Source organism: Pseudacidovorax intermedius (genome assembly GCF_003350475.1).
Lineage (GTDB): Bacteria > Pseudomonadota > Gammaproteobacteria > Burkholderiales > Burkholderiaceae_C > Xenophilus > Xenophilus intermedius.
Window position 1 is genome coordinate 256,428 of the sequence record NZ_QQAV01000005.1, and the last position, 25,279, is coordinate 281,706.

20 protein-coding genes are annotated in these 25,279 nt (G+C 68.8%); 9 read left to right on the forward strand and 11 right to left on the reverse strand.

Annotated elements, in window-relative coordinates; all coding sequences use genetic code 11:
- Window positions 1–641: 641 nt before the first annotated feature.
- Together DFR41_RS15140 and DFR41_RS15145 are read right to left on the reverse strand one after the other, a co-directional pair.
- Complete coding sequence (locus tag DFR41_RS15140) at window positions 642–1,724, reverse strand: ParB/RepB/Spo0J family partition protein (RefSeq protein ID WP_114803308.1); 1,083 nt, start codon at window positions 1,722–1,724, stop codon at window positions 642–644.
- Window positions 1,721–2,953, reverse strand: coding sequence for an AAA family ATPase (locus tag DFR41_RS15145; RefSeq protein WP_196933612.1), 1,233 nt, complete (start codon window positions 2,951–2,953; stop codon window positions 1,721–1,723). The genes DFR41_RS15140 and DFR41_RS15145 overlap by 4 nt, the downstream gene beginning before the upstream one ends.
- A gap of 634 nt (window positions 2,954–3,587) precedes the next feature.
- On the opposite strand from DFR41_RS15145, the gene DFR41_RS15150 reads away from it, so the two are divergent.
- Window positions 3,588–4,979 carry a replication initiation protein gene (locus DFR41_RS15150; protein WP_170159383.1) on the forward strand — a complete coding sequence of 464 codons (1,392 nt, stop codon included), beginning with the start codon at window positions 3,588–3,590 and terminating at the stop codon, window positions 4,977–4,979.
- A 42-nt stretch (window positions 4,980–5,021) separates the two neighbouring features.
- Here the strand turns inward: DFR41_RS15150 and DFR41_RS15155 are convergent, their stop codons facing one another.
- The gene (locus tag DFR41_RS15155; RefSeq protein WP_017760940.1) at window positions 5,022–5,966 is read right to left on the reverse strand and encodes a LysR family transcriptional regulator; all 945 of its coding nucleotides are present in this window, start codon (window positions 5,964–5,966) and stop codon (window positions 5,022–5,024) included.
- A 230-nt stretch (window positions 5,967–6,196) separates the two neighbouring features.
- Here DFR41_RS15155 and DFR41_RS15160 point away from each other — a divergent pair, with 230 nt between their 5' ends.
- The 4 genes from DFR41_RS15160 to DFR41_RS15175 all read left to right on the forward strand — a co-directional run bounded on the left by DFR41_RS15160 (window position 6,197) and on the right by DFR41_RS15175 (window position 13,589).
- On the forward strand, window positions 6,197–7,078 hold the full coding sequence (locus DFR41_RS15160) for an alpha/beta hydrolase (protein WP_114803310.1): 882 nt from the start codon (window positions 6,197–6,199) through the stop codon (window positions 7,076–7,078).
- A 199-nt stretch (window positions 7,079–7,277) separates the two neighbouring features.
- Complete coding sequence (locus tag DFR41_RS15165; protein ID WP_114803311.1) at window positions 7,278–8,528, forward strand: efflux RND transporter periplasmic adaptor subunit; 1,251 nt, start codon at window positions 7,278–7,280, stop codon at window positions 8,526–8,528.
- A 133-nt stretch (window positions 8,529–8,661) separates the two neighbouring features.
- Window positions 8,662–11,943 (forward strand): efflux RND transporter permease subunit, encoded by a 3,282-nt coding sequence (locus DFR41_RS15170; RefSeq protein WP_114803312.1) that lies wholly within the window; start codon window positions 8,662–8,664, stop codon window positions 11,941–11,943.
- Between the two features lie 89 nt (window positions 11,944–12,032).
- Window positions 12,033–13,589, forward strand: coding sequence for an efflux transporter outer membrane subunit (locus DFR41_RS15175; RefSeq protein WP_114803313.1), 1,557 nt, complete (start codon window positions 12,033–12,035; stop codon window positions 13,587–13,589).
- Between the two features lie 56 nt (window positions 13,590–13,645).
- Here DFR41_RS15175 and DFR41_RS15180 read toward each other — a convergent pair whose 3' ends face one another.
- The 4 genes from DFR41_RS15180 to DFR41_RS15195 all read right to left on the reverse strand — a co-directional run bounded on the left by DFR41_RS15180 (window position 13,646) and on the right by DFR41_RS15195 (window position 16,642).
- A complete protein-coding gene (locus DFR41_RS15180) occupies window positions 13,646–13,912 on the reverse strand; it encodes a YkgJ family cysteine cluster protein (RefSeq protein ID WP_017759195.1) in 267 nt (88 codons plus the stop codon).
- A 68-nt stretch (window positions 13,913–13,980) separates the two neighbouring features.
- Window positions 13,981–15,336 carry a type II toxin-antitoxin system HipA family toxin gene (locus tag DFR41_RS15185; protein WP_114803314.1) on the reverse strand — a complete coding sequence of 452 codons (1,356 nt, stop codon included), beginning with the start codon at window positions 15,334–15,336 and terminating at the stop codon, window positions 13,981–13,983.
- Window positions 15,337–15,339: 3 nt separating this feature from the next.
- The gene (locus tag DFR41_RS15190; RefSeq protein ID WP_114803315.1) at window positions 15,340–15,606 is read right to left on the reverse strand and encodes a helix-turn-helix transcriptional regulator; all 267 of its coding nucleotides are present in this window, start codon (window positions 15,604–15,606) and stop codon (window positions 15,340–15,342) included.
- A gap of 109 nt (window positions 15,607–15,715) precedes the next feature.
- Window positions 15,716–16,642, reverse strand: coding sequence for a LysR family transcriptional regulator (locus DFR41_RS15195; RefSeq protein WP_170159384.1), 927 nt, complete (start codon window positions 16,640–16,642; stop codon window positions 15,716–15,718).
- 122 nt (window positions 16,643–16,764) lie between these two features.
- On the opposite strand from DFR41_RS15195, the gene DFR41_RS15200 reads away from it, so the two are divergent.
- The 4 genes from DFR41_RS15200 (at window position 16,765) to DFR41_RS15215 (ending at window position 21,191) form a co-directional block, all read left to right on the forward strand.
- Entirely contained in the window at window positions 16,765–17,730 is a 966-nt protein-coding gene (locus DFR41_RS15200) for a Bug family tripartite tricarboxylate transporter substrate binding protein (RefSeq protein WP_342354302.1), read from the forward strand.
- 22 nt (window positions 17,731–17,752) lie between these two features.
- Window positions 17,753–18,790: a zinc-dependent alcohol dehydrogenase gene (locus tag DFR41_RS15205; protein WP_114803317.1), complete on the forward strand. Its 1,038-nt coding sequence runs from the start codon at window positions 17,753–17,755 to the stop codon at window positions 18,788–18,790.
- On the forward strand, window positions 18,783–19,367 hold the full coding sequence (locus tag DFR41_RS15210; RefSeq protein ID WP_017759189.1) for a DUF4286 family protein: 585 nt from the start codon (window positions 18,783–18,785) through the stop codon (window positions 19,365–19,367). Before DFR41_RS15205 ends, DFR41_RS15210 begins: the two co-directional genes overlap by 8 nt.
- Before the next feature lie 249 nt (window positions 19,368–19,616).
- Window positions 19,617–21,191, forward strand: a complete 1,575-nt coding sequence (locus DFR41_RS15215; protein ID WP_114803382.1) for a TerC family protein — start codon at window positions 19,617–19,619, stop codon at window positions 21,189–21,191.
- Here DFR41_RS15215 and DFR41_RS15220 read toward each other — a convergent pair.
- The 4 genes from DFR41_RS15220 to DFR41_RS15235 form a co-directional block, all read right to left on the reverse strand.
- Window positions 21,173–22,213: a lysylphosphatidylglycerol synthase domain-containing protein gene (locus DFR41_RS15220; RefSeq protein ID WP_425326704.1), complete on the reverse strand. Its 1,041-nt coding sequence runs from the start codon at window positions 22,211–22,213 to the stop codon at window positions 21,173–21,175. The genes DFR41_RS15215 and DFR41_RS15220 overlap by 19 nt on opposite strands.
- Before the next feature lie 252 nt (window positions 22,214–22,465).
- Complete coding sequence (locus DFR41_RS15225; RefSeq protein ID WP_147284363.1) at window positions 22,466–23,056, reverse strand: DUF4142 domain-containing protein; 591 nt, start codon at window positions 23,054–23,056, stop codon at window positions 22,466–22,468.
- Between the two features lie 157 nt (window positions 23,057–23,213).
- Window positions 23,214–24,725, reverse strand: a complete 1,512-nt coding sequence (locus tag DFR41_RS15230) for a tripartite tricarboxylate transporter permease (RefSeq protein ID WP_114803319.1) — start codon at window positions 24,723–24,725, stop codon at window positions 23,214–23,216.
- Between the two features lie 13 nt (window positions 24,726–24,738).
- Window positions 24,739–25,224 carry a tripartite tricarboxylate transporter TctB family protein gene (locus DFR41_RS15235; protein WP_017761498.1) on the reverse strand — a complete coding sequence of 162 codons (486 nt, stop codon included), beginning with the start codon at window positions 25,222–25,224 and terminating at the stop codon, window positions 24,739–24,741.
- Window positions 25,225–25,279 lie beyond the last annotated feature (55 nt).

Sequence of the window (25,279 nt, forward strand, 5' to 3'; positions counted from 1 at the left end):
CGATCAACAGGATCTCAAGATTCCCGCCTTCCGAGTGCAAGCCCATCCCGGCTGCGAGTTGCGGCGGGTGCTCAATCAGAGGAAGGCGTACCTGTGCGGCGCGTGGCCGAGAGCAAGCGACATCTGCAGGCTTGCACTTTGCCTGCAGACGCTTGCCGACAGCTTTGATAGGGGCTTCGACGGCGCACGCCTAGCGCCCGGCAATGGATGCCCACGTTCTTGCGCCGATAGACGAGTGCGGCTCACCAGTGCCCAACGCCCGACCTTCGAGGGGCAAGTACCGCCACCGTATGTTTGAGAGCACAAGATGAACTCGGCCAGTCGGCATAGCAACGGGACGGCGCAAGAGTGGGCGTCTCGCGATGCATCTGATCTAGGACCTGTGCGATGCCAGTGCGGTCCGAACGCACGGTCAGGGTCTGCCCCTTGGGGGGACGTTGCGCGCGGACGAAATGGCGACACGAAGTACCAAACCAATGCACACGCATCGGCGGAACAATGCGCCATTGCCCGCGAGGAAGAATTCTGGGAATCGGGGACACGAGGCGGAGGGTGGATGAACGCTCTCCTCCAACTGGTCATGGCCCCGGCACCATGACGCCAAATGGTGGTGTTGAACGGTTCAACACCACCGCGCGCGATCAATCTGCCCCGAACTGTGCGTTCAACCAGTCGATCAGCGCCGCCTCACGCGTCGGTGTCAGAACACCCGGGTCGAAGCGCAGCGTCATTCGTCCGGTCGCGTCCGCAGCCAGCACAGCGCCCTGCCCTGCCCTGCCCAAACGTCTTTCAGCCGGGGATGTTGAACGGTTCAGCGCCTTGTCGGCCTGGCCCAGCAGGGCGTCGAGCACCTGCTTGGCATTCAACGCCACCTTGCTGGCCTTTAGTTCCTTGGCGCGTGCGACGAGGCCTTCGGGGTCCCGCTGCAGCACTTCGCTGAGCGGCTGTGCCCAACGGAACTGCACGTCGAGGGGCGATGGAAATGCCTCGACCACGGCATCGGGCAAGCGCGCCAAGGCAAGGCTCTTGGAGATCAGCGACAAGTCGACGCCCACTGCCTCGGCCAGCTTGCGCTGGGAAGGGTACAGCCCGTTGTCCAGCGCCCGCCGGTACATCATGCCCTGCTCCCAGGCGCTGAGGTTCTTGCGGGCGCGATTCTCGCGCTCCATGGCCTCGAACAGGCCTTTGTCGTCGATGTCCGCAATGATGGCTTGGACGGGGATGCCCAGTTCCAGACAGGCGCGGTGTCGACGATGGCCAAACACGAGTTCATAGTCGGCCGACGGATCGGCACCTACAGCCAGCGCACGGACACAGACAGGTTGCACGTTCGTCCCGCTCGACGCGATGTCCGCCTTCAACTCTTCGAACGCCTTGTCGGCAAGCGCGTTGGCATGCCGGTTCGCCCACCGGGAAGCGCGGATCCGCCGGGGATCCAAAGCCTTCATCGGCACCGCACCCTCGAAGGCGCGCAGCTTGAGCTTCAGCTCTTCCGCCTCTTTCACCGCCGCCGACTGCGATGCCATGAACACCGCCATGGACCCGGGCGCGGTCTTGGGTCGCGCCTCCGGGTTGGGTGCGCTGGCCGCGGACGGCCCGCCCGTGGGGCTGACCGGCAGTTCGCGGGGCTGCTCGTCGACAGCCGGGGCGGCCGCCACCGCAGGCGGCGTGCGAAAGGGCGGCAGCTGGATCAGGCTGGCCTTGGCTGCAAGCTTCTTGCTCATCGACGACCCTCCTTAGGCGAGTTGGCTGGGGGTGTTGAACCGTTCAACACCCCGGCCTGCCCGTTCCAAACGGCGCGGACTGACCCTTCGATCTGCCCAACGAAACTGTCATAGGCGTCCCGAGCACGTTTGAAGGTGCGGGCGCTTCCGTCGTAGCGGGAGACGTCGTACACGGTGCCGAATTCAGCACTGGCCACCCCGGTGACGGCGGTCTTGGGAATCTCCACGGGGAGCACCTTTTCCGCATAGGTCTGGCCGATCCATTGGCGGATCACCGTACTGGCGGCGTCGGCCGAATCGACCCGGGCCAGCAGCACATGGATGAAATCGAAATGCTTGTCCAAACCGCGTTTGGTGAGCAGTTCCCCGGTCAGGTCGGAGAAAAGGCTCCAGAACTGCGAGGCGGAAGCAAAGTCGAGGGCATTCGGCGGCAACGGCATGATGATGCCGTTGGAGGCCATGAAGGCATTGATGGTCGTGTACGACAGGGCAGGGGGGGTGTCGATCACGATCACGTCGTAGTCGCCGCGCACGTCATCGATGCCGAGGTCCAGCACCCGCCAGAACTCGAAACCGGGCTCCTGCGTCTGCCGCGCAGGGAGCGCGAACTCTGCACCGAACAACACGGGCGCGGCAGCCACCAGGTCGATGCCGTCCCAATAGGTGGAGCGGATCGCGTACCGAATCGAGGTCTCCGTTCCCATGGCCAGAGGCAGGATGGTGTCCTGTTCCTCGACTTCCGTGTCTGGGAGGATGCCGAACAGCGTGGTCAGCGAACCTTGAGGATCGGTGTCGATGACCAGCACGCGATGCCCCAGCAGCGACAGGCCTTGCGCCAGGGTGACGGCAGTGGTCGTCTTGGACACGCCGCCCTTGAAGTTGCCAATGGAAATGGTCACGGCTTCGGCACCCTCGGGCCGCAGGCGGTCCTTGCGGTATTCGCGGACCCACTGACGCGCTTCGGCCAGCGTGAACTCCCGTCGGCTGCCCGATGCGTTGAGCCGCCCCGCGGGCAGGTCGCCTTTGCCTAGCCGGTGCGAAATCGAGCCTTTTTCCATCTCCAGCAGGCTGGCCAGCTGGGAGAGGCTGAACATGGGGGCTTCTTTGCGGGCAGTGGGCGCCAACATGGCGGAGCGAATCTGCTCCATCATGGCAACCGCGCGTTCGGCCTGCGCGGCAATGTCCGACAGGCTGATGGGCCGAGGGGCTGGAAGGGGGGAAGATGCCATATGAAACTCCTGATTGCTCGAGTTTACCGAGTCACTTGACGGAATTCAGTGAAATGGCTGGAAAAACGTCAAGGCCACCGCATCTGCGGTGTGATTCGATTTCTGGGGGTTGGATCGCCTTTAGGAAAGACTCTAAGTCCTTCAATTCCTTTAATACCTTTAGCCTCGAGAAACTCCAATGGTGACAACCACTTGGCGCCGAAGAGATGCAGGGATTCGGGACGATACGGCGACGGATCGGGAGCTGAGAGCCAGGGAGACGGGAGAAGACGGAGACTTTTCGGTAGTGAGGGTGCGTGTTTTCATGAGTCCGCGAGGTCCCGGCGAGACGGTCTGAGGTGAGTGTTTTCAGGAAAGAAGGGCGGGCCATCGCTCCGTGGGCCTCCGTCGAGGCGCCTGGCGCCGCTTTATGGTGCGCTGTGGAAGAGGGAAGGGCTCTCCAGGGCCGAAATCCGGGCGGCGCGCCGTGTCCAGGTGGCTGCGCCCAGACTCCTTCAGCCTGCAATCCCGAAAACTCTCCGCTTGCGCTGGTTTGAGCGAAGCGCGGCGCCGGTTTCACGTGAGAGTTTTCAGGAGCGGGATCCGAACGCTTTCAGGTGAAAGGCGCGATCACCTCTCGCGTACATTACCGTCCATGGCTCGAACCCTCCGGACTCCCGACATCGTGCGCGCCCGTGCTTCCGCGGGCGGCGGCGGTCCGGCCGTCTCCGACGACGTGCAGCTGCTGCGCAAGGCCGTCAACACGCTGGCCATCGTTCCCAAGTCGACGCGAATCACCACCCTTGGGCGCAAGAGCTACAACGTGCTCCTGTACCTGGCGCAGGAGCAGGGGATGGAAAAGGACGTCTTCCGGACCCCGCTCGACTCGGTGGTCCGCGGCCTGGATTTCGACAGCAACGACCATGCGCTGATCAAGAAGCACCTGCGAGCGATGGTGTCCACCACGGTGGAGTGGCAGTCGCCCACGAGTGGGGAGGGCGCGGCCTGGAATGTCAGTGGCCTGCTGGCCCATGCGCGACTCAGCAAGGAGCGCGGCCAGGTCTGGGTCGAGTGGTCTTATGCGGTCAACCTGAAGCAGGAACTGCTGGACCCGAGCGTGTTCGCGCGGCTTCGGCTGGAAGTGATCAGCCAGTTGCGCACCCATGCGGGCGTGGTGCTCTACGAGATCTGCACCCGCTACAAGGACATCGGCCGGACAGCGCGACAGCCCTGGCGCTGGTGGTATCCGGTGCTCAGCGGTAATCCCCACACCGAGAAGACCGACCGCCTCGAATACCGGATCTTCAAGCGCGACACCCTCAAGCCGGCCATCGCCGAAGTCAATGCGATCACCGATCTGGAGATCGAGCTGGTCGAGCACAAGCAGGGGCGCTTCATCGACGAGATCCAGTTCCACATTGGCCGGAAGAAGCAGTCTGCGCTCACATTGGCCCGCGCGCCCGCGCCGGTCGACATGGTCGCCGTGAGCCGCGCCATCGCGCTGGGCGTGAGCGAGGAAGCCTTCGAGCAGATGGCCGCGGGCTGCGACGAGGCTGCGGTGCGCTCGGCCCTCGATGTGCTGGAGCGGCGGGTGAACACGGCCTATCCCGAACCGCTGCGGGATCCGGCCCGCTATCTCAAGGCGCTGCTGGCGCGGGGCAGCGACCAGGTCGATACTGCGGCGCAGGCCGCCGCAGCCCATCCCGCCGCAGCGGCGCTGGCGGCGCGCGAGCAGCAGTCGCAGCGTCGCCAGCGCTGGCAGGCGGAGTGGATTCGCCGCGCCAACGAGCGTTGCCTGTCCGCCATCGAGCAACTGTCAGAGGAAACCCAGCACGAGCTGGAAGGCCAGCTGATGCTCACCTTGCAGGGCCGCGGCGCCCATCCGTCCATCATCAAGCGGCTAGGTTCCAGCGGCTGGCAGCATCCGATGGTGCGGCAGGAGATGCTGCGCTTCTTCGGCGATGCGACCTTCGGCCCCGGCTGGGACAAGCCCAGCGCCGAAGATCTGCTGGAGATCGCGACCGAGATGGGTGGCGACGAGGAGTGATGCCCGGCACGGCCGGGCAGGGCAGAGCGGCGAGCGCCGACGTCAGCCGGCGCGGACCGCTGCCGTGTCCGGCGCCCGGGCCAGATCCTGGTTGCGGGCGAACTCTGCCGCCGTCCAGTCCACGAAAGCGCGGACCTTGGCACTCAGGTGGCGGTTGGGCGGATACACCACATGCACCGGCAGGGGAGGGCATTCCCAGTCCGGAAACAGCTCCACCAGTTCGCCCCGGGCCACGTAGGGCGCGGCGATGAAGCGCACCATCTGCGCCACGCCGAAGCCGGCGAGCGCTGCCTCGGTGTAGGCATTGCTGTCGTTCACGGCAAGGCGGGCGGGGCCGGTTACCTCCAGCGTCTCGCCATCCTTGTGGAACTCCAGCGGATAGACCCGGCGCGAGTTGTGCGAGAAGAAATTGATGACGTGCTGCCGCCCGCGCTCCAGGTCATGCGGCGTGCGGGGCACGCCGTAGCGCTTCAGGTAGTCGGGCGAGGCGACCGTCATGAAGGGCAGGGTGCCGATGCGCCGCGCCACCAGCGACTGGTCGCCGATCTCTCCGCCGCGGATCACCACGTCCACGTTGTCGCCGATCAGGTCGACCGGACGATCGCTGACGCCCAGGTCGACCTGGATGTCGGGGTACTGGTCGCAGAAACTCTGCAGCCGCGGGATGAGGACGAGCCGCGCCATGGCGGTCCCCACGTCCACGCGCAGCCGGCCCGAGGGCGCGGCGTTGCTGTTGGTCATGCTCGACTCCAGCTCGTCGAAGTCGCTGAGCAGGCGCGCCACGCGCTCGTAGTAGGCCGCACCGTCCGGTGTGACGGTCACGCGCCGCGTGGTGCGGTTGAGCAGCTTGACGCGCAGCCGCGACTCCAGCGACTGGATCTGCTTGGTCACGGTGGCCTTGGGCAGGCCGAGCGAGTCGCCGGCGCGGGTGAAATTGCCCGCCTCCACGACACGCACGAACACCCGCATGGTCTGGATCTGGTCCATGGATCGATGTGCGAAAAGGGCTGACATCCCGCGCGCGCGGGATGCGGCAGGCTGGCGATGGCCAGGCCGCCTTGTGGCCCCGCATTCTGTGCGGCAACCAGCCCTCCATTGTTGCTGCCCGGGAAACAGAGTAGGGGCATCGGCACGGTCCGTGCAAGCGGCGGGCGTTCGTATAGTTCGATCCACGCCGCACCCCAAAGACTTCCCACGTCCGATCCGAAAGGCCTGCCATGAGCACGAATCCCCAAGCCCCAGCGTCCGCCGCCACTTCCCCGGCCGGCTGCGCCGTGGCAGAGGAGGATCTGCACATCGACCTGCCCGGCGGCGAGCCCGTGAAAGCCCGCATCTACGGAGAGCGTCTCAAGGGAGCGGCGGCCATGCCGCTCGTGCTGCATTTCCATGGCGGCACCTTCGTCTGCGGCGACCTGGACAACGGGCGCAACGTGGGCCGGCTGCTGGCCGCTGCGGGTGCGCGCGTCCTGTCGCTGGCCTATCCGCTGGCGCCCGAGCATCCCTTTCCCAAGCCTATCGAGGTGGGCTTCGCGGCCCTCGAATGGCTCTACAAGCAGCGCGTCAAGCTGGCGGGCAAGGGCGCGCAGATCTATCTGGCGGGCGAGGAGGCCGGCGGCAACCTTGCCGCTGCGGTGGCGCTGGTGGCCCGCGACCGTGGCCACCCGCCGCTGGCGGGCCAGATCCTCCTCTCGCCCATGCTGGACCCTTGCGCCGGCACCGCGTCGCTGCGCGAAGCCTCCTGCGCCGATGCGGCCTGCAAATGGGCCACCGGCTGGCAGCAATACCTGCGCCGCCCCATGGATGCCACGCATCCCTACGCGGTGCCCGGTTCGGCCCTGCGACTGACCGACGTGGCGCCGACGCTGGTGCTGGTCGGCCCCGACGACCCGATGCGTGACGAGGCCCTGGCCTATGCCAAGCGGCTTCGCGCCGCCGGCATCGACGTGGTGGCGGAAGTGCTGCCCGCCACCTCTCAGTGGCCGGAGGCGCTGTACCAGCCCGACGACCCGGGATGTCCGGCCTGCGGTGTGGCCGCGCGGCAGAGGGTCACGGCCTTCTTCGAGGCCCGGCGCGCGGCGGCGGCCACGCCGCCCAGCTGATCGGCGTTCCGACGGCGTCGCTGTGCGGCGCTGACCGATCACCCCCTTGCGACTGCGCTCGCGGCCTTGCCCGGCCGCGCGGGCCGTGCTGCGCCGGCTGAAGCCGCGCGCACGCCACCCCTTCTTCCACGCCCATGCCGCCTGCGCCACAAGCGCCGGGCTGGCCCCTGCATTCCTTCGATCCGAAAGAAAGACCTCCATGTCCCACCTCGACAAGACCTCCGCTGCCGCCACACCACCCACTCGCCGCCGCGTGTGGCCCGCCATCACGAGCCTCACCGCCGTGCTCGCCATCGGGGCCGGTGTGCTGGGCGTTCCCGGCCTGCGCGCCGAGGCCAGCGACACGCCCGTCCCCGCGACACCCCCTGCGAAGCCCGTGACCGTGGCCGCCGTCGAGTCGCGGCCTGTCAGCGCCTGGGACGAGTTCTCCGGCCGCCTGGAAGCCGTCGAGCGCGTCGAGGTCCGCTCGCGCGTGGCCGGCGCCGTGCAGGCCATCCATTTCCGCGAAGGCGCGCTGGTCAAGCAGGGCGAACTGCTGCTGACCATCGACCCGGCGCCCTACCAGGCCGAGGTTCAGCGCGCCGAGGCGCAGGTGGCCTCGGCCCAGGCCCGCGCCGCCTACACCCGCAGCGAGCAGGAGCGCGCCCGCCGGCTGTACGGCGAGCAGGCCATCGCCCAGCGCGAACTGGATGAGCGCCTCAATGCCGGCCAGGAAGCCGAAGCCAACCTGCGCGCCGCCCAGGCCGCGCTGCAGAGTGCCAGGCTGAACCTGTCGTACACGCAGGTGCGCGCGCCGGTGGCCGGCCGCATCGGCCGGGCCGAGGTGACCGTGGGCAACCTCGTGCCTGCCGGCCCGGGTGCGCCGGTGCTGACCACGCTGGTGTCGGTGAGCCCCATCTATGCCAGCTTCGATGCCGACGAGCAGGCGGTGGCCCGCGCCTTGAAGGCACTGCCCGGCGGTGCCAGCGCACGGGCCCAGCTCGCCAGCATCCCGGTGCAGATGGGCACTGCCGCCACCGACGGCACGCCCTACGAAGGTCGCCTGCAGCTGATCGACAACCAGGTCGATGCGCGCAGCGGCACGGTGCGGGTGCGCGCCCGCTTCGACAACGCCGACGGCGCGCTCATTCCCGGTCAGTTCGCCCGCATCCGCATGGGCCAGGCCGGCGAGAGCCGTGCGTTGCTGGTCAGTGAACGGGCCATCGGCACAGACCAGAGCAAGAAGTTCGTGCTGGTGGTGGGCGAGGGCAACAAGACCGAATACCGCGAGATCACGCTGGGTGCGCCCGTGCAGGGCCTGCGCGTGGTCAGCACCGGCCTGAAGGCTGGCGAACGTGTCGTGGTCAACGGCACGCAGCATGTGCGGCCCGGCATGGTCGTGGCGCCCACCGAGGTGCCGATGACGGCTGCCAGCTCGGCAGGTGCCGAACGCGTCGCCTCGCGCAGCTAAAGGCACCACACCGCCGACGCATCGCGCCGCACGCGGCGCGCTCCTTCTCTTTCCGCTTCCAAGTCGCCACCGTGCGCAGCCCTTCGTGCTGCGCGCGGGGGATCGCTTCACCCCGCCACCAGGAGTTGGCGCCATGAATCTCTCCAAGTTCTTCATCGACCGGCCGATCTTTGCCGGCGTGCTGTCGCTGCTGATGCTGATCGCCGGGTTGATCGCGCTGCGCGGCCTGCCGATCTCCGAGTACCCCGAAGTCGCACCACCGCAGATCGTGGTGCGCGCGCAGTACCCCGGCGCCAATCCCAAGGTGATCGCCGAGACGGTGGCCACGCCGCTCGAAGAGCAGATCAACGGCGTGGAAGGCATGCTCTACATGAGCAGCCAGGCCACCACCGACGGCGTGATGACGCTGACGGTGACCTTCCGCCTCGGCACCGACCCCGACAAGGCCCAGCAGCTGGTGCAGAACCGCGTGGCGCAGGCCGAGCCACGGCTGCCCGAAGAGGTTCGCCGCCTGGGCCTCGCCACCGTCAAGAGCTCGCCGGACATCACGATGGTGGTGCACCTGGTGTCGCCCAACAAGCGCTACGACATCGACTACCTGCGCAACTACGCGGTGCTCAACGTCAAGGACCGCCTGGCCCGCATCGAGGGCGTGGGTCAGGTGCAGATCTGGGGCGGCGGCGAATACGCGATGCGCGTCTGGCTCGACCCGCAGAAGATGGCCCAGCGCGGCCTGTCGGCCAACGACGTGGTCTCTGCCATCCGCGGGCAGAACATCCAGGCCGCGGCCGGCGTGGTCGGCGCCTCGCCGGGCCTCTCGGGCGTGGACCTGCAGTTGTCGGTCAACGCGCGTGGCCGCCTGGCCAATGAAGAGGAGTTCGGCGACATCATCGTCAAGGGCGGCGCCGCCGGTGAGCCTTCGACGCAGGTGGTGCGTCTGCGCGACGTGGCCCGCATCCAGCTGGGCGCGGCCGACTATTCGCTGCGTTCGCTGCTGGACAACGATCCGGCCGTGGGCATCGGCGTCTTCCAGGCGCCGGGCTCCAATGCGCTGCAGATCTCCGAGCAGGTGCGCCGCACCATGGCCGAGATCCAGAAGGCCATGCCCGAGGGCGTGGAATACCGCATCGCCTACGACCCGACGCAGTTCGTGCGCGCGTCCATCGAATCGGTGATCCACACGCTGCTGGAGGCCGTCGCGCTGGTGGTGCTGGTCGTCATCCTGTTCCTGCAGACCTGGCGCGCGTCCATCATTCCGCTGCTGGCCGTGCCGGTGTCGGTGGTGGGCACCTTCGCCGTGCTGCACCTGCTGGGCTTCTCGATCAACGCGCTGTCGCTCTTTGGTCTGGTGCTGGCCATCGGCATCGTGGTGGACGACGCCATCGTGGTGGTGGAGAACGTCGAGCGCAACATCGAAGCCGGCCTGACCCCGCGCGAGGCCACGTACAGAGCCATGCGCGAGGTGTCGGGGCCCATCATCGCCATCGCGCTGGTGCTGGTGGCGGTGTTTGTGCCGCTGGCCTTCATCTCGGGCCTGACGGGCCAGTTCTACCGGCAGTTCGCCGTCACCATCGCCATCTCGACGGTGATCTCGGCCATCAACTCGCTCACGCTGTCGCCGGCCCTCGCGGCCCTGCTGCTCAAGGGCCACGACGCGCCGCGCGATGCGCTCACGCGTGGCATGGGCCGGCTGCTGGGTGGCTTCTTCCGCGGTTTCAACCGCCTGTTCCATCGCGGCAGCGAGGGCTATGGCCGAGGCGTGCGCGGCGTGATCTCGCGCAAGACGCTGATGCTCGGCGTCTACCTGGCACTGGTCGCGCTGACCTTCGGCCTCTTCAAGGCGGTGCCCGGCGGCTTCGTGCCCACGCAGGACAAGCAGTACCTGATCGGCTTCGCCCAACTGCCCGACGGCGCCACGCTGGACCGCACCGACGACGTGATCCGCCGCATGGGCGACATCATGAAGAAGAACCCCAACGTGGAAGGTACGCTGGCCTTCCCGGGCCTGTCGATCAACGGCTTCACCAACAGCTCCAACGCGGGCATCGTGTTCGCCATGCTCAAGCCCTTCGACCAGCGCAAGGCGCCGGAGCAGAGCGGTGCGGCCGTGGCTGGCCAGCTCAACCAGGCCTTCTCGGGCATCCAGGACGCGTTCATCGTGATGTTCCCGCCGCCGCCCGTGGCGGGCCTTGGCACCACCGGTGGCTTCAAGCTGCAGCTGGAAGATCGCGCCTCCCTGGGCTACGAGGCCATGGACAAGGCCGTGCAGGCCTTCATGGCCAAGGCACGGCAGACGCCGGAGCTGGCGGGCATGTTCACCAGCTGGCAAGTCAATGTGCCGCAGCTCTTCGCCGACGTGGACCGCACCAAGGCGCGGCAGCTGGGCGTGCCGCTGACCGACATCTTCGACACGCTGCAGATCTACCTGGGCAGCCTGTATGCGAACGACTTCAACAAGTTCGGCCGCACCTACAGCGTGCGCGTGCAGGCCGATGCGCCCTACCGCGCGCGGGCCGAGGACATCGGCGCGCTCAAGGTGCGTTCGTCTTCCGGCGAGATGATCCCGCTGTCCGCCCTGATGAAGGTCGACGCGAGCTTCGGCCCCGAGCGCGCCATGCGCTACAACGGCTATCTCACGGCCGACGTCAACGGCGGCGCCGCGCCCGGCTATTCCTCGGGCCAGGCGCAGGCGGCCATCGCGCGCATCGCGGCCGAGACGCTGCCGGCGGGCATCGACTTCGAATGGACCGACCTGACCTACCAGGAGATCCTGGCGGGCAACTCGGCGATTCTCGTCTTCCCATTGGCGATCCTGCTGGTCTTCCTGGTGCTGGCCGCGCAGTACGAAAGCCTGACGCTGCCGCTGGCCATCATCCTGATCGTGCCCATGGGGCTGCTGGCGGCCATGACCGGCGTGTGGCTCTCAGCGGGGGACAACAACGTCTTCACGCAGATCGGATTGATCGTGCTGGTGGGCCTGTCGGCCAAGAACGCGATCCTGATCGTGGAGTTCGCGCGCGAGCTGGAGTTTGCTGGACGCACGCCCGTGCAGGCCGCCATCGAGGCCAGTCGCCTGCGGCTGCGGCCCATCCTGATGACCTCGCTGGCCTTCATCATGGGCGTGCTGCCGCTGGTGCTGTCCTCCGGCGCGGGCGCCGAGATGCGCCATGCCATGGGCGTGGCCGTGTTCGCCGGGATGATCGGCGTGACCGCCTTCGGCCTCTTCCTCACGCCCGTCTTCTACGTGGCGCTGCGCCGCCTGGCCGGCAACCGGCCACTGCGGCAGCACGGCCAGGTGCCGGCCCATGCCGAAGACTTCGTCTCTGCCGAGCATCCCGCCACGCCGGGCCATCACGGCGGCGGCGGCGGTGGCCTCGTGGCCCTGCCCGCGGCACCGCGCGGCGCTCACGAATGACGCCCATGCATTCCTTGTTCACGAGGACAACGACCATGACCCACACGCATGCACGCTCGTCGAGCGCACCGTCGACGATGGATACGACCATGAACCGCGCCACGCAGGCCCGCCCCATCTTCGATCGCCTCCAGCCGTTCGCGCTGAGCCTGTCGAAGCGCCGCACGCTCGTCCCGCTGCTGGCCGCCCTGGTGCTCGCCGGCTGCGCGACGGCACCCGCGGAGCTGCCTGCCATCCCCACGCCCGTCCGTTTCAAGGAGGCGCTGTCCGTCACGCAGACCACGACCGAAGGCCGCTGGACCGAGGCGGCTGCCGCCGAGGCCCAGCCCCGCGGCGAATGGTGGAAGGCCTTCCAGGACCCGGTGCTCGATGCGCTCGTGGCGCAGGCCGCCGAATCCAACACCAGCCTGCAGCAGGCCGCGGCCCGCGTGCGGCAGGCGAGGGCGCTGCTGCGCAATGCCGAAGCCGACCGCTCGCCGCAGATCGGCCTGGGAGGCGGCGCCACGCGTCAGCGCGGGCTGGATCGCAACCAGTCCACCCAGCCTTCCACGCTGCTCAACGCCGGTCTCAGTGCCTCGTGGGAGTTGGACCTGTTCGGCCGCCTGTCGCGCCTGCAGGACGCCGCTGCACTCGACGCCCAGGCGCGCGAGGCCATTCTGCAGAGCACGCGCCTGATGGTGCAGGCCGAGGTCGCGCAGACCTACCTGGCCCTGCGCGCCGCCGACGAGGAGCGCGCCCTGGTGCGCGACGGCGTGGCCGCCTACCGCGACACGCTGCGACTGACCCAGCGCCGCGAGCAGGCCGGCGACGTGGCCGCGCTGGATGTGGCGCGCATGCAGGCCGAGGTGTCGGCCAACGAGTCCGAGGCGCTGGCGCTGGACCGTCGACGTGCGGAACTCGAGCATGCGCTGGCCGTGCTGGTCGGCCGTGCGCCGGCGGACTTCGGCATCGGCGTCGATCGCTGGCAGACCGCACTGCCGGTGATGCCGGCCGGCGTGCCTTCCACCGTGCTGCTGCGCAGGCCGGACGTGGCAGCCGCTCAGGCCGCCGTGCTGGCCGCGCAGGCGCGCGTGGGTGCGGCGCAGGCGGCCTACTTCCCGGACATTGCGCTGACGGCCGGCGGTGGCTTCGCCTCGCCCGAGCTGGGCGACCTGTTCAAGTGGTCGGCGCGCTCCTGGGGCGTGGGTGCGCTGCTGTCGCTTCCGCTGCTCGATGGCGGACGTCGGGCCGCGGGTGTGGAGCAGGCGAGCGGCGTGCTCGACGAGGCGGTCGCGGCCTATCGCGCGCAATCGCTCGATGCCTTCCGCGAGGTGGAGGACCAGCTCTCGGGTCTGCGTCTGCTGCAGCAGCAGGCCGCTGCGCAGGCCACGGCCGTGGAGGCCGCGGCACGGGCCCTTCAGTTGTCAGATACCCGCTACCGCAATGGCTACATCAGCCAGCTCGATCTGCTCGATGCGCGCCGCAGCGAGCTGCGCAATCGCCGGCAGGCGCTGCAGGTGCGCTCTGCGCAGTACCAGGCCACGGTGGCGCTGGTGCGGGCGCTGGGCGGCGGATGGGGCGCCTTGCAGGCGGACGTGCAGTCCTCGAAGGTGGCAGGCCCGACAGACATCGCGGTTGCGGCGCCGGTGAAGAAGGACGGTTCTTAGGTCCCGAGTCGCGCCCGCGCCAGGTCACTGCGCCGCTGTCGGCGGAGCGTCGTCGCTCAACGTCCGGTCTCGGGCGCGGTCTCGGCTTCCAGCTGCGTCAGCCAGCGCAGCGCCTCGGTCCGCGAGCTGCCGCACATCTCGGCCGAGGGTGCCAGGCCGCCGCAGCAGGCCGGTCGCTCGGGCTGGCCGAAGATGCGGCAGCGGTTGTCGTCGGCGAGCTGGATGCAGCGCACGCCCGCGGGCTTGCCGTGCGGCATGCCGGGAATGGGGCTGGAGATGGAGGGCGCGGTGCAGCAGGCACCGCAGTCGGGGCGGCAATCCATGGCGGGCACTGTAGTGGACGCCGTGAACCACGGGCCGGCGCAGGGTTGGCCGTTCGGCACCGGTCGCATCAGAGCCCGGCGTAGAGCTTGCGCGCAGCGTCCTCCAGGCCACCCAGGATGCGGTCGGCCAGCTCGGCCGGAAAGCCCGCGGGCAGCTCGCCGCGGACCGCCGCCGCCACGCCCGGCGTGAGCATCGCGGCCGCCTCGATCAGCGCTTCCACACCGCGGCCATCCGCCGCCTGCACGCCATGGCGCTGCCCGAGCGCGACCCAGTGCCGCGGCAGGATTTCCCGCAGCTTCCAGTGCGCGTTGCGGCCACGCACCGCCATGGCCATGCGCGCCTTGTGCGCCGAGATGGCGCCCGGCCCTTCCCCGAGCACCGGCCAGGCCGACAGCACGTCGTACAGCGGCGTGAGCTGGTAGCGACCGCCGGGCCGCAGGAACAGGCTGAAGTTCTTGGCATGGCCATCGGTGGCGCCGAGCATCCAGAACAGCAGCTGGGCAAGGAAGAAGGTGCGGCGGTCGTCCTCGCGCGTCAGCGATCCATCGAGCACGCCCATGATGCGGTCGATGCCGGGCCCGCCGTCGGCCTCGTACTTGGCGTCGGGCGGTGTGCCCGTCGCCTGGCAGAAGTCCTCCTGCGGCAGACGCAGCAGTTGCTGCCCGCCGTCGGGCGCCGTCCACCAGCGCCGGTCGAAGCGCGCCACGGCCAGCACCCGCATGTCCTCGAACTGCAGCGGCCGGCAGTCGGCCACCGGCAGGCCGAAGGCGCGCAGGATGCGCGCGCACAGCCATTCGTTTTCCACCGAGTGGCGCATGTCGATCTTCATGCCGCCCACCAGGCCGAGCGGCAGCTTGAGGATGTGCGTGGTGGGCGTGCTGCCCTGCGGCAGGCACCAACGGCCGTCCTGCAGCAGCAGGGCGGTCTTCTCTTGCGCGCCCGCGATGGAGATGCGCAGGTCCTCGGCGTCGGCTGCGAGTCCCAGCGGCGCGGCAGCGGTGGCGCTGCGCAGGAGGGCCGCGACGCGCGCCTCGCTGAGCGCTTCGGCCTGGACGAGGCGGGCGGCGCCCGAGGCTTCCCCCTCGGGCAGTAGTTCCAGCGCCCCGACACAGTCCCGACCGATGCGGGCCAGCAGGTCGAAGGCGTCGGTGCTGCCCGTGCCGTGCCGCCGCGCGATGCGCTCGCGGATATCCCGGCTGTCGGGCAGCAGGTTCTCGAAATAGGCACGCACCTTCGGGCCTCGGTGTGGGGCGTTGCCGGGCGTGAACGGCAGCGACAGCGACACCGGACGGCCTTCGGGCGATTGGGTCCATGCAGCGTCGTACTGCAGCGTGTCGGGCGCGTTGGGCGCCAGGCTCCAGGTGCCGACGAAGGCGCCGTTCATCCATAGGCCCAGGGCCCGGCGGTGGGAGCGGCGGCCCATGGACTACCAGGCGGGCGAATCGCGCTCGGCCGCGCGAGGGGTGGTGTCGGCCTCGGTCGGCATGAGCACCATGTCCGCACCCAGGATGTGCAGCACCGACAGTAGCCGCGCCGCGCCCATGCTCTCGGCGTTGCGCTCCAGGGCCGAGTAGGTCTGCTGGGTCACACCCAGTCGCTGCGCGATCTGGGCCTGTGTCAGCCCGCTCTGCTTGCGAAGCGCTCGCAGCAGTCCGGGCAGCTGGTCGGCGGTTCGGACGGTGAAGGCAGACATACAGGGTTGGTTGCGTAACTCAGATTAACGCATTTCAATGCGTAAAAAAATTTTACTGCTCTTGAGCTGTTCCAGGGCGAGTTTCTTCCGAGCCGTCGGTCACATCGACTCAGCCTTGGAGCTTTGCGGCCGTGCGGTCGTGCAGGCGTTCGAACATGTCCACGATGTGCTGCAGACCCTCCTCGCCGACCAGCCAGGGCGTACCGGTGCCGGCCTTGCGCCGAAGCACCGTGAGCACGGCGCTCTTCTGGGGCATGGCGAGGGGCCGCAGCCGCACCCGTGGCGTGGCCAGCAGCACGCAGCTCGCGGGCACCAGTGCCACGCCCAGTCCGGCACCCACCAGGTCGAGCACGCCGTGCACCGTGCTGGCCTCGTAACGGATGCGCGGCGAAAAGCCCGCCTGCGCGCACAGGTGGATCGCCTGGTCGAAGTAGGCCGGACCCCGATGACGCGTGAAGGCCACGAAGTCCGCTTCGGCGTACGCGCGCAGGTCTGCCATGCCGCCCCGCGGGAGCCGGTGCGTGGCGGCCACGGCGACGCAGAAGGGATCGAGGATGCGGACCACGGTCGCGATACGAGGATGGCGCGTGTCGGCGCGCGCGATGCCCAGGTCGATCTGGCCGCTGGCCAGCGCATCGATCTGCTCGCTGCTGATCATCTCGCGCAGCTCGAACTGCAGGCCGGCGTCGTCTGCACGCAGCGCGGCCAGCAACTGCGGCAGCACGGTGCTGCCTGCGGAGGGCACGAAGCCCAGCGAGAGCCGGCGTGTCGGTGTGGCGCCGGCAATCCATGCCCGCAGTCCGCCGACCCGCTCCACCAGCGCGCGCGCTTCGGGCAGCAGCGCTTCGCCGGCCTCGGTCAGGTGCACGCCCTTGGGATGGCGCACGAAGAGGGAAGTGCCCAGCGCCTCTTCCAGCTGGCGGATCTGCACCGACAGCGGCGGCTGCGCGATGAACAGCTTCTGCGCCGCGCGGCTGAGGTTGCCGGCCTCGGCCACGGCGATGAAGTAGCGCAGATGGCGCATCTCGATGTTCATGGTGCCTCCATACCTCTCAGGTATGGGCAGCATAGCGAATCGGTGCTGGACGTATTGCCGGGCGGCACCAAGAATCCGGCCGACGCTGCTCGTTGCGAAGCGGCCCGAACGGAGACACCCCGATGACCATGAAGCGAATCCTCGCCCTCGCGCTCTTTCCCTTGTTGACGCTGCATGCCGCAGCCCAGTCCTGGCCCACCAAGCCCGTGAAGGTCGTGGTGCCCGCGCCGGCCGGAAGCTCGCTGGACTTCATCGTGCGCACCCTCGGCAACCGCCTGAGCACCCGCTGGGGCCAGCCAGTGATCGTGGACAACAAGCCGGGTGCAGGCGGCATGCTGGGCATGTCTGCGGTGGCCAAGGCCGCACCCGATGGCTACACGCTGGGCATCGGCTTCAACGGGCCCATCGCCTTCGCGCCCTTCATGTACAAGCAGATGGCCTATGACCCGGTCAAGGACCTGGCGCCCATCGTGATGACCTCGTCGCAGCCCAATGTGCTGGCGGTGCCGGCCAACCATCCGGCCAAGACGGTGCAGGAGTTCGTGAGCTGGGCGCGTGCCCAGCCCAATGGTGTGGCGTACGGTTCCGTCGGCGCAGGCAGCTCCTCGCACCTGACCATGGAGCTGTTGCGCACCACGGCCGGTTTCGAGGCGACGCATGTGCCTTTCAACGGCTCGCCGCCGGCGGGCATCTCCCTGGCCTCGGGCGAGACGCAGGCCTTGTTCACCGTGGCGCCTGCCCTGCTGCCGCTCGTGGCCAGCGGCCGCATCCGGCTGCTGGCCGTCACCAGTGCCAAGCGCATGGAAGGCATGGAGCAGCTGCCCACCATCGCCGAATCCGGCTACCCCGGTTTCGAGGCGCTGGCGTGGAACGGCCTGTTCAGTGCCGCCGGTACCCCTGCGGCCGTCATCGCCAAGGTCAACGCCGACGTCAACACCGCCCTCAAGGAGCCCGAAGTGCAGGCCGCCTTTGCCAAGCAGGGCCTGGTGCCGGGTGGCGGCACGCCGCAGGCCCTCGCCAGCTTCATGGCCCAGGAGCGCAGCAAGTGGGGCGCCATCATCCAGAAGACCGGCATCCGCCTCGACTGATGCCAACGAAAGCTCAACAACCATGCAAGCCCTGAGAAAGACCCGCGCCGCGGCTGGCCTCGAACTGGTGGAGGTGCCTGTGCCACGGGCCGCCGATGTGCGGGACGGGGAGGTGTTGGTGCGCGTGCATGCCGCCGGCATCTGCGGCAGCGATCTGCACGTCGACGACTGGACCTCCAGCTACACCTTCATCGCCCCATCGTTGCCCGTCACCATCGGCCACGAGTTCGTGGGCGTGGCACAGGCCGGGCCGCTGGCCGGCCGCCGCGTGGTGGTACGGCCTTCGGTGACCTGCGGCGTGTGCGCGGCCTGCACCGCCGGCGAGTTCGACCGCTGCGAGCAGCGCCGCGGCATCGGCATGACGCGCGACGGCGCCTTCGCGGCCTGGGTGCGCGTTCCGCAGCGCAACTGCGTGCCCGTGCCCGATGGCGTGAGCGACGAACTGGCCGCGCTGACGGAGCCGCTGACCATCTCGATGCAGGCCCTGCGCATCGCCGGCGACGTGAAGGGGGCGCGCGTGCTGGTGATGGGCCCGGGCACCATCGGCCAGGGCATTGCGGCTCTGGCGCGGCGGGCCGGCGCGGCGCAGGTGGTGGTCAGTGGCTTCGACGATGCCGTGCGCCTTGAGGCGCTGCAGCGCATGGGCTTCACCCAGCAGGTGGACGTGGCCCGCGGCAGCCTGGCCGAGGGCGTCGCTGCGTTCATGGACGGCCAGCGCTTCGACGTGGTGTTCGAGGCCACCGGCGTGCCCGAGACCATCCAGGAGGCGCTGCCGCTGCTGCGCCGCAACGGCGTGGTCGTGGTCACGGGCATCCATGCCCGCCCGCTGACGCTGGATCTCACCCCCCTGGTGCGCAACCAGCACCAGCTGCGCGGCTCCTTCCGGCCGCCGGAGTCGGACTGGCCGCTTGCCCTCGACCTGATGCAGGAACTCGCCCCGGTGCTCGAACCGATGGTGAGCCATGTGCTGCCCCTGTCGCAGGCGGCAGAGGGCTTTGCCCTGGCGCATGGCAAGAAGGCCTGCAAGGTGCTGCTGGCGCCGGAGCCTTCGGATGGCTGAGTGGCTCGCGGGCGCGGGCGCGCTGCTGGCGTTGTGGAACGACGTCGACCCGGAGGTGGAGGCGCCGTACGAGGACTGGCATGCCAACGAGCATGTGCCCGAGCGGCTGACCGTCCCCGGCATCCTCGACGCGCGCCGCTATGCGGCCATGGCGCCGGCATCGCGGCCGCGCTACCTCACGCTGTATGCGCTGGCCTCGGCCGAGGTGCTGGACAGTGCGGCATACCGGTATCTGCTGGGCCATCCCACGCCGGCCAGCGCGCGGATGCGGCCGCACCTGAGGAATGTCGCGCGCTGGGTATGCCGGCTGCACCACGTGGCGCCGGCGTGGCCGGAAGGACCGGTGCATGTCCGTACCTCCGGCGATGCCGCGACGATGCCGACGTCTGCGTCGCCATCGCTGCTCGTGGCCGAACACCTGCCGCAGGCACCGGGCCTGCCGTGGATGGCGCCGGGCCAGGCCTCCAAGGTCGAGGGTCGCTGGCTGATGGTGCGCGATAGTGCGTCGGCGCCATTGGCCGGCGACGAGGACCGCTGCCGCCCCCTGCCGGTGCGGCGCGCGCGAATAGCGCATTGAGCGTCCAGCGCCGCCAAAGCCCTTGAGCCGCGCCGGCCTTGTGCGGGCCGTGCCGGGACGCTCGCTAGACTGGTACGAGATGACCAGCGACTCTTCCGAGCCTCCCAGTCCGCGGCTGGCCTTCGCCAGCTCCTGCGCGCCCCGCACGCGTGCCTTCCCCGATCCCGCCGCCTCGCCCTGCCGCACCTCCCTGACGGGTGCGCCGCATGCGGCACGGCTGCACTGCCCACGCGCGCAGGGGCACCGATGATCGAACTCTTCAGCGATCCGGCCGTCTGGGCCGGCCTGCTCACGCTGGTGGTGCTGGAGATCGTCCTCGGCATCGACAACCTGATCTTCATCGCGATCCTGGCCGAGAAGCTGCCGCCCCACCAGCGGGACCGGGCGCGCGTCATCGGCCTGTCGCTCGCGCTCGTCATGCGCCTGGGCCTGCTGTCGGTCATCTCGTGGATGGTCACGCTCACGCGGCCGCTGTTCTCGCTCGGGCCGCTCTCGTTCTCGGGCCGCGACCTGATCCTGCTGTCCGGTGGCTTGTTCCTGCTGTTCAAGGCCACCTCCGAGCTGCACGAGCGGCTCGAAGGTGCCGAGCACCAGGTCGCCACCAACCCCGTCTATGCGGGCTTCTGGCTGGTTGTCGCGCAGATCGTGGTGCTCGACGCCGTGTTCTCGCTCGATGCCGTGATCACCGCCGTCGGCATGGTGGGCGACCTGCCCGTGATGATGGCCGCCGTCGTCATCTCCATCGGCGTGATGCTGCTGGCGGCCAAGCCCCTCACGCGCTTCGTCAACGCGCATCCCACGGTAGTGGTGCTGTGCCTGAGCTTCCTGCTCATGATCGGCCTCAGCCTGGTGGCGGAGGGCTTCGGCTTCCACCTGCCCAAGGGCTACCTGTATGCGGCCATCGGCTTCTCGATCCTCATCGAGCTGCTCAACCAATTGGCGCGGCGCAACCAGGCGCGGCAGCAGGCCCTGCGGCCCTTGCGCGAGCGCACGGCCGAGTCGGTGCTGCGGCTGCTGGGTGGTGGCCGGCGTCTGCAGGCGGCCTCGACGTCGGCCGGCGATGCGCAGGCGCCGGCCGATGCCCCGGCGTTCGCGCCGGAAGAGCGCCACATGGTCAGCGGCGTACTCTCGCTTGCGGAGCGCACGGCGCGCAGCATCATGACGCCGCGCTCGGATGTGTCCTGGATCGATCTCGAGGAGTCGCCCGACGCAGTGCGCGAGCGTCTGCTGGGCTCACCGCACAGCCTGCTGCCGGTGTGCCGCGGCAGTCTGGATCAGGTCGTCGGCGTCGGACGGGCGACCGAGTTGCTCGCGACGCTGGTGGCGCAGGGCCGCATCGACGAGCAGGGCGCACACATGCGCGTACCGCTGTACCTGCCGGAAAGTGCCAGCGTCACCCACACCATCGATGTCCTGCGCAAGGCCAAGGGCCAGCTGGTGCTGGTCAATGACGAATACGGGCTGCTCAAGGGCCTGCTCACACCCTTCGATGTGCTCGAAGCCATCGCGGGCGAGTTTCCCGACGAGGACGAGTTGCCGGAGATCGAGCGCCTCGAGGCGGGCGCCTGGCGTGTCGCCGGCACTGCCGACATCCATCAGCTCGAGCGGATGCTGGAGACTGAAGGGCTGGTGAGCGATGACGACAGCTACACCTCGTTGGCGGGCTATCTGCTTTCACGGCTGGGTCGCATGCCGAGCACCGGCGAGGTGCTCATCCACGACGGATGGCAGATGCAGGTGCTCGACGTGGACGGCCAGCGCATCCGTGCGGTGCGCATCGAGCCGGCGGCGGATGAGACGCGGGCTCACGCCCCCTCGGCCTGACCTGCATTCGGATCGGCGGTCTTCTCCAGGTACACATAGAGCCCCAGCGCGATCGCCAGCGGCAGCAGGTAGTAGAGGGCGCGGTAGGCCAGCACCGCGCCCATCAGCTTGCCCTGCGGCACCTGGCCCGACAACAGGGCGAGGTACACGGCCTCCAGCACGCCCAGGCCCGCTGGGATCGGCACGCACACGCCCACCACCGACGCCGCCAGCAGCACGCCAAGCACGTGGGCATAGGACACACTGCCCCCCAGCAACAGATACATCAGGGTGCCCATCAGGCACCAGTTGCTCGCGGAAAGTGCCAGCTGCACCAGAGCGAGGCGCGGCGTGGGCAGGTGGACCGACTTGCCGCGCACCTTCCAGGTGGCACCGTGCCAGCGCAGGCAGGCGCCCAGGTACGCCACCGGCAGCAGCATCAGCCCGATGCCGATGATCTGCAGCATGCCGTTGGACAGTGGCACTGACGTCGGCAGCTTGAGCATGCCGGACGCGAAGAGGCCGCCCGCCACCAGCCCGTAGCCCAGCCAGTTGGTGCTCAGGCTCATGGCGATGATCTGACCCACCTTGGTCTCGTCCAGCCCGTCGCGCGCATAGAGCCGCGCGCGCAGCGCCACGCCGCCGACCAGCGACCCGAGGTTGAGGTTGAAGCCGTAGCTCGCCACGGCGATGGCCCAGGTCCGCATCACCGGCAGGCCGTGTTTGGTGTGATGTCGTCCGGTGAGGTCGAAGCACCCATACAGCGCATGGCTGGCCAGCGCGAGGATCGATGCCTCCAAAAGCACGGTGCCGGGATAGCGCTTGAGCGCAGCCCATGCGCCGGCCCAGTCGACCTTGTGCGCGTGGGAGATGAGCATGGCCAACACCAACAGCCCGAGTGCGGGCACTGCCCAGCGCCTGATCGTGGGCCACAGGCGTGACCAACGGGAGCGTTGGGCGGGCGCATCCTGTTCATCCTCAGCGCGTGCCGCTGTGCGGGGGGAAGAGCTGGCCATCATCAGCGGCGCGTCGGTGTCTTGCATGGTGCGATGGTGCGAAGGGCGCGCGTCACCCCACGTCGGCGTCCAACATCGGCCGCTGTAGGCCGCCCGGATGCGTCGGCAGCGGGCTGGCCCGGATCCTGCTTGGAAACAGTGGTCTCCTCGCAGCACCCTTGCTGCGACTTCGCCCGGCGGCCTCACGGCCGACCGGGCTTTTTCATGCCAGCGAATGCCAGCGTGGCTCACGCGGATCCCAGGGGCCGCGCCGCGCCCGGCGCTGGCCACCGCCACACCTCAGGAACGCGGTGCGGCCTTGTCGAGTGCCTGCAGCAGTGCTCGCCGGTCATCCGCCGCGCGGCGGGCGAGGGCGGCAACCGCCTGGTGCTCCGCCGATTCCGCGGAGTCGCTGAACACGCGCACCTGCTCTTCCAACAGGGCGCGCACGGTGCGCACCATGTCGCGGTCGAAGGTGGCGCCCTTGCTCTCGGCGACGCGGTCGACCATCCGGCGGGATGCCTCCGACATGTCCAGCGGAAGGTTGGTCTTGTGGCGCTCTGCATAGTCCGTCATGTCGCGGTAGAGCGCGTCGGACTTCTTCTCCAGCGATGCCGCCCATTCCCGCAAGGCCGGCTTCTGGAAGCGTCGCTGGCCCAGTTTGCCGATCTCGCGGTCGCGCACGATGAGCCCGCCGGCGGAGCGCAGGAACACGCGGTCGCCGTTGCTCATGTCGCCACGCAGCGTGGCGTCGTCGGGGTCCTTGCTGTTGGGTTGGGCCTGGGCGGCCGAGAAGGCGGTACCGGTACAGCCGGCCGCGACAAGCACCAGAAGTCGACGCCGGTCGGGGCGATGGGGGGAGGAAGGCGAGACGAAGAGAGGCTGACGCATGGCACTGGACGTGAACGGGATGGCAATGCGCCAAGCATCGGCGCAGCGGCGCGCCACCACGCTGCGCCTTCGCACCCAAGCGACGTAGGACCGGTCAGCACGTGACCGGTTGTCCGCGTCCGACGTGCGCCCCGCCGTGGGTCATCGCAGAAGCGAGTCAGGCCTCCACGAACGCCTCCTCGCGCCGGGATCGCACGGCGGGCATGAGCACGATGACGACCAGCACAATGGCGGCAACCAGCAGTCCGGCCGAGATGGGCCGCGTGACCAGCACGCCCCAGTCGCCGCGCGACAGCAGCAGCGCGCGCCGCAGGTTTTCCTCCATCATCGGCCCCAGGATCAGGCCCAGCAGCAGTGGCGCCGGCTCGCAGCCCAGCTTTATGAAGCCATAGCCGATGACGCCGAAGACGGCCACCATCCAGATGTCGAAGGTGTTGTTGTTGGTCGAGTACACGCCCACCGCGCAGAACAGCACGATCGCCGGGAACAGCCACTTGTAGGGAATCGACAGCAGCTTGATCCACATGCCGATGAGCGGCAGGTTCAGGATGATCAGCATCAGGTTGCCGATCCACATCGAGGCGATCAGGCCCCAGAACAGCTCGGGATTGCTGGTCATCACCTGCGGACCGGGCTGGATGTTGTGGATGGTCATCGCGCCCACCATCAGGGCCATCACCGGATTGCCCGGGATGCCCAGCGTCAGCAGCGGGATGAAGGAGGTCTGCGCCCCGGCGTTGTTGGCCGACTCGGGGCCCGCCACGCCGCGGATGTTGCCTTTGCCGAACGGGATCTCGCCCGGCTTCAGGCGCAGCTTCTTCTCCAGCGTGTAAGAGGCGAAGGACGACAGCAGCGAGCCACCACCGGGCAGGATGCCGAGCGAGCAGCCCAGCGCCGTGCCCCGCAGCACGGCGGGCGTCATGCGCCTGAAGTCGTCCCGCGTGGGCCAGACGCCGTTGAGCTTGGCGGTGAATGCCTGGCGGTCTTCCTCGGGCTTGGCCAGGTTGGAGATGATCTCGCCGTAGCCGAAGATGCCCATGGCGATCGCGATGAAGCTGATGCCGTCGGTCAGCTCCGGGATGTCGAAGCTGTAGCGGGCCACGCCCGAGTTCACGTCCGTGCCTACCAGGCCCAGCAGCAGGCCCAGGATGATCATGCACACCGCCTTGAGCAGCGAGCCGGAGGCCAGCACCACGGCGCCGATCAGGCCCAGCACCATCAGGCTGAAGTACTCGGCCGGGCCGAACTTGAAGGCCAGCTCGGTCAGCGGCGGCGCGAAGGCGGCGAGGATGACCGTGCCCACGCAGCCCGCGAAAAAGGAACCAAGCCCCGCCGCCGCGAGTGCCGGCCCGCCACGTCCCTGCTTGGCCATCTGATGGCCGTCGATCACGGTCACCACCGAGGCCGATTCCCCTGGCAGGTTCACCAGGATGGCGGTGGTCGAGCCGCCGTACTGCGAGCCGTAATAGATGCCGGCCAGCATGATGAGCGCGGCCACCGGGGGCAGCGCATAGGTGGCCGGCAGCAGCATGGCGATGGTGGCCACCGGCCCGATGCCGGGCAGCACGCCGATCAGCGTGCCCAGCAGGCAGCCGACGAAGGCATAGACGAGGTTCTGGAGCGTGAAGGCGGCTTCGAAGCCGAGCGCGAGGTGGTCGAGCAGTTCCATGGTGGGGTTGTCCTCAGCTGATGAAGGTCGGCCAGACCTGGAACTGCAGCTTCAGGCCGACGATGAACACCAGGTAGCTGCCGATGGCCAGCAGCGTGGCCAGGATGAGCGTGGTGCGGAAGGAATAGCTCGGGCCCGCGCGGCTGGCGATGAAGGTCAGCGCGTAGATGGCGAGCACCAGCCCCATGGCGGGCAACCCGATGCTCGGCAGGCCGCCCAGCAGCACGCCGAAGGCGAGGTTGGCGCAGATGATGAGCGTCAGCGGCCGCCAGGCAATGGCGCCGATGCGGCCGTCGCTGCCATCGCCGCGTGCGAGCGAGCCGGCGATCACCAGCAGGCCGAGCAGTGCCAGCACGATGCCCAGCATGAGTGGAAAGTAGCCGGGGCCCATGCGGGCGGCGTCGCCCACGTTGTAGGAGGTGGCACCCATGGCGAACGCCGTGCCGACGCCCGTGAACATGAGGCCGGAGAAAAAGTCCTTCTGGCTTTGGATCTTCATGGCAATGGAGGTTGGAGAAGGCACGGCGGATGCGTGCTGGCGGGCGGTGCGTGCG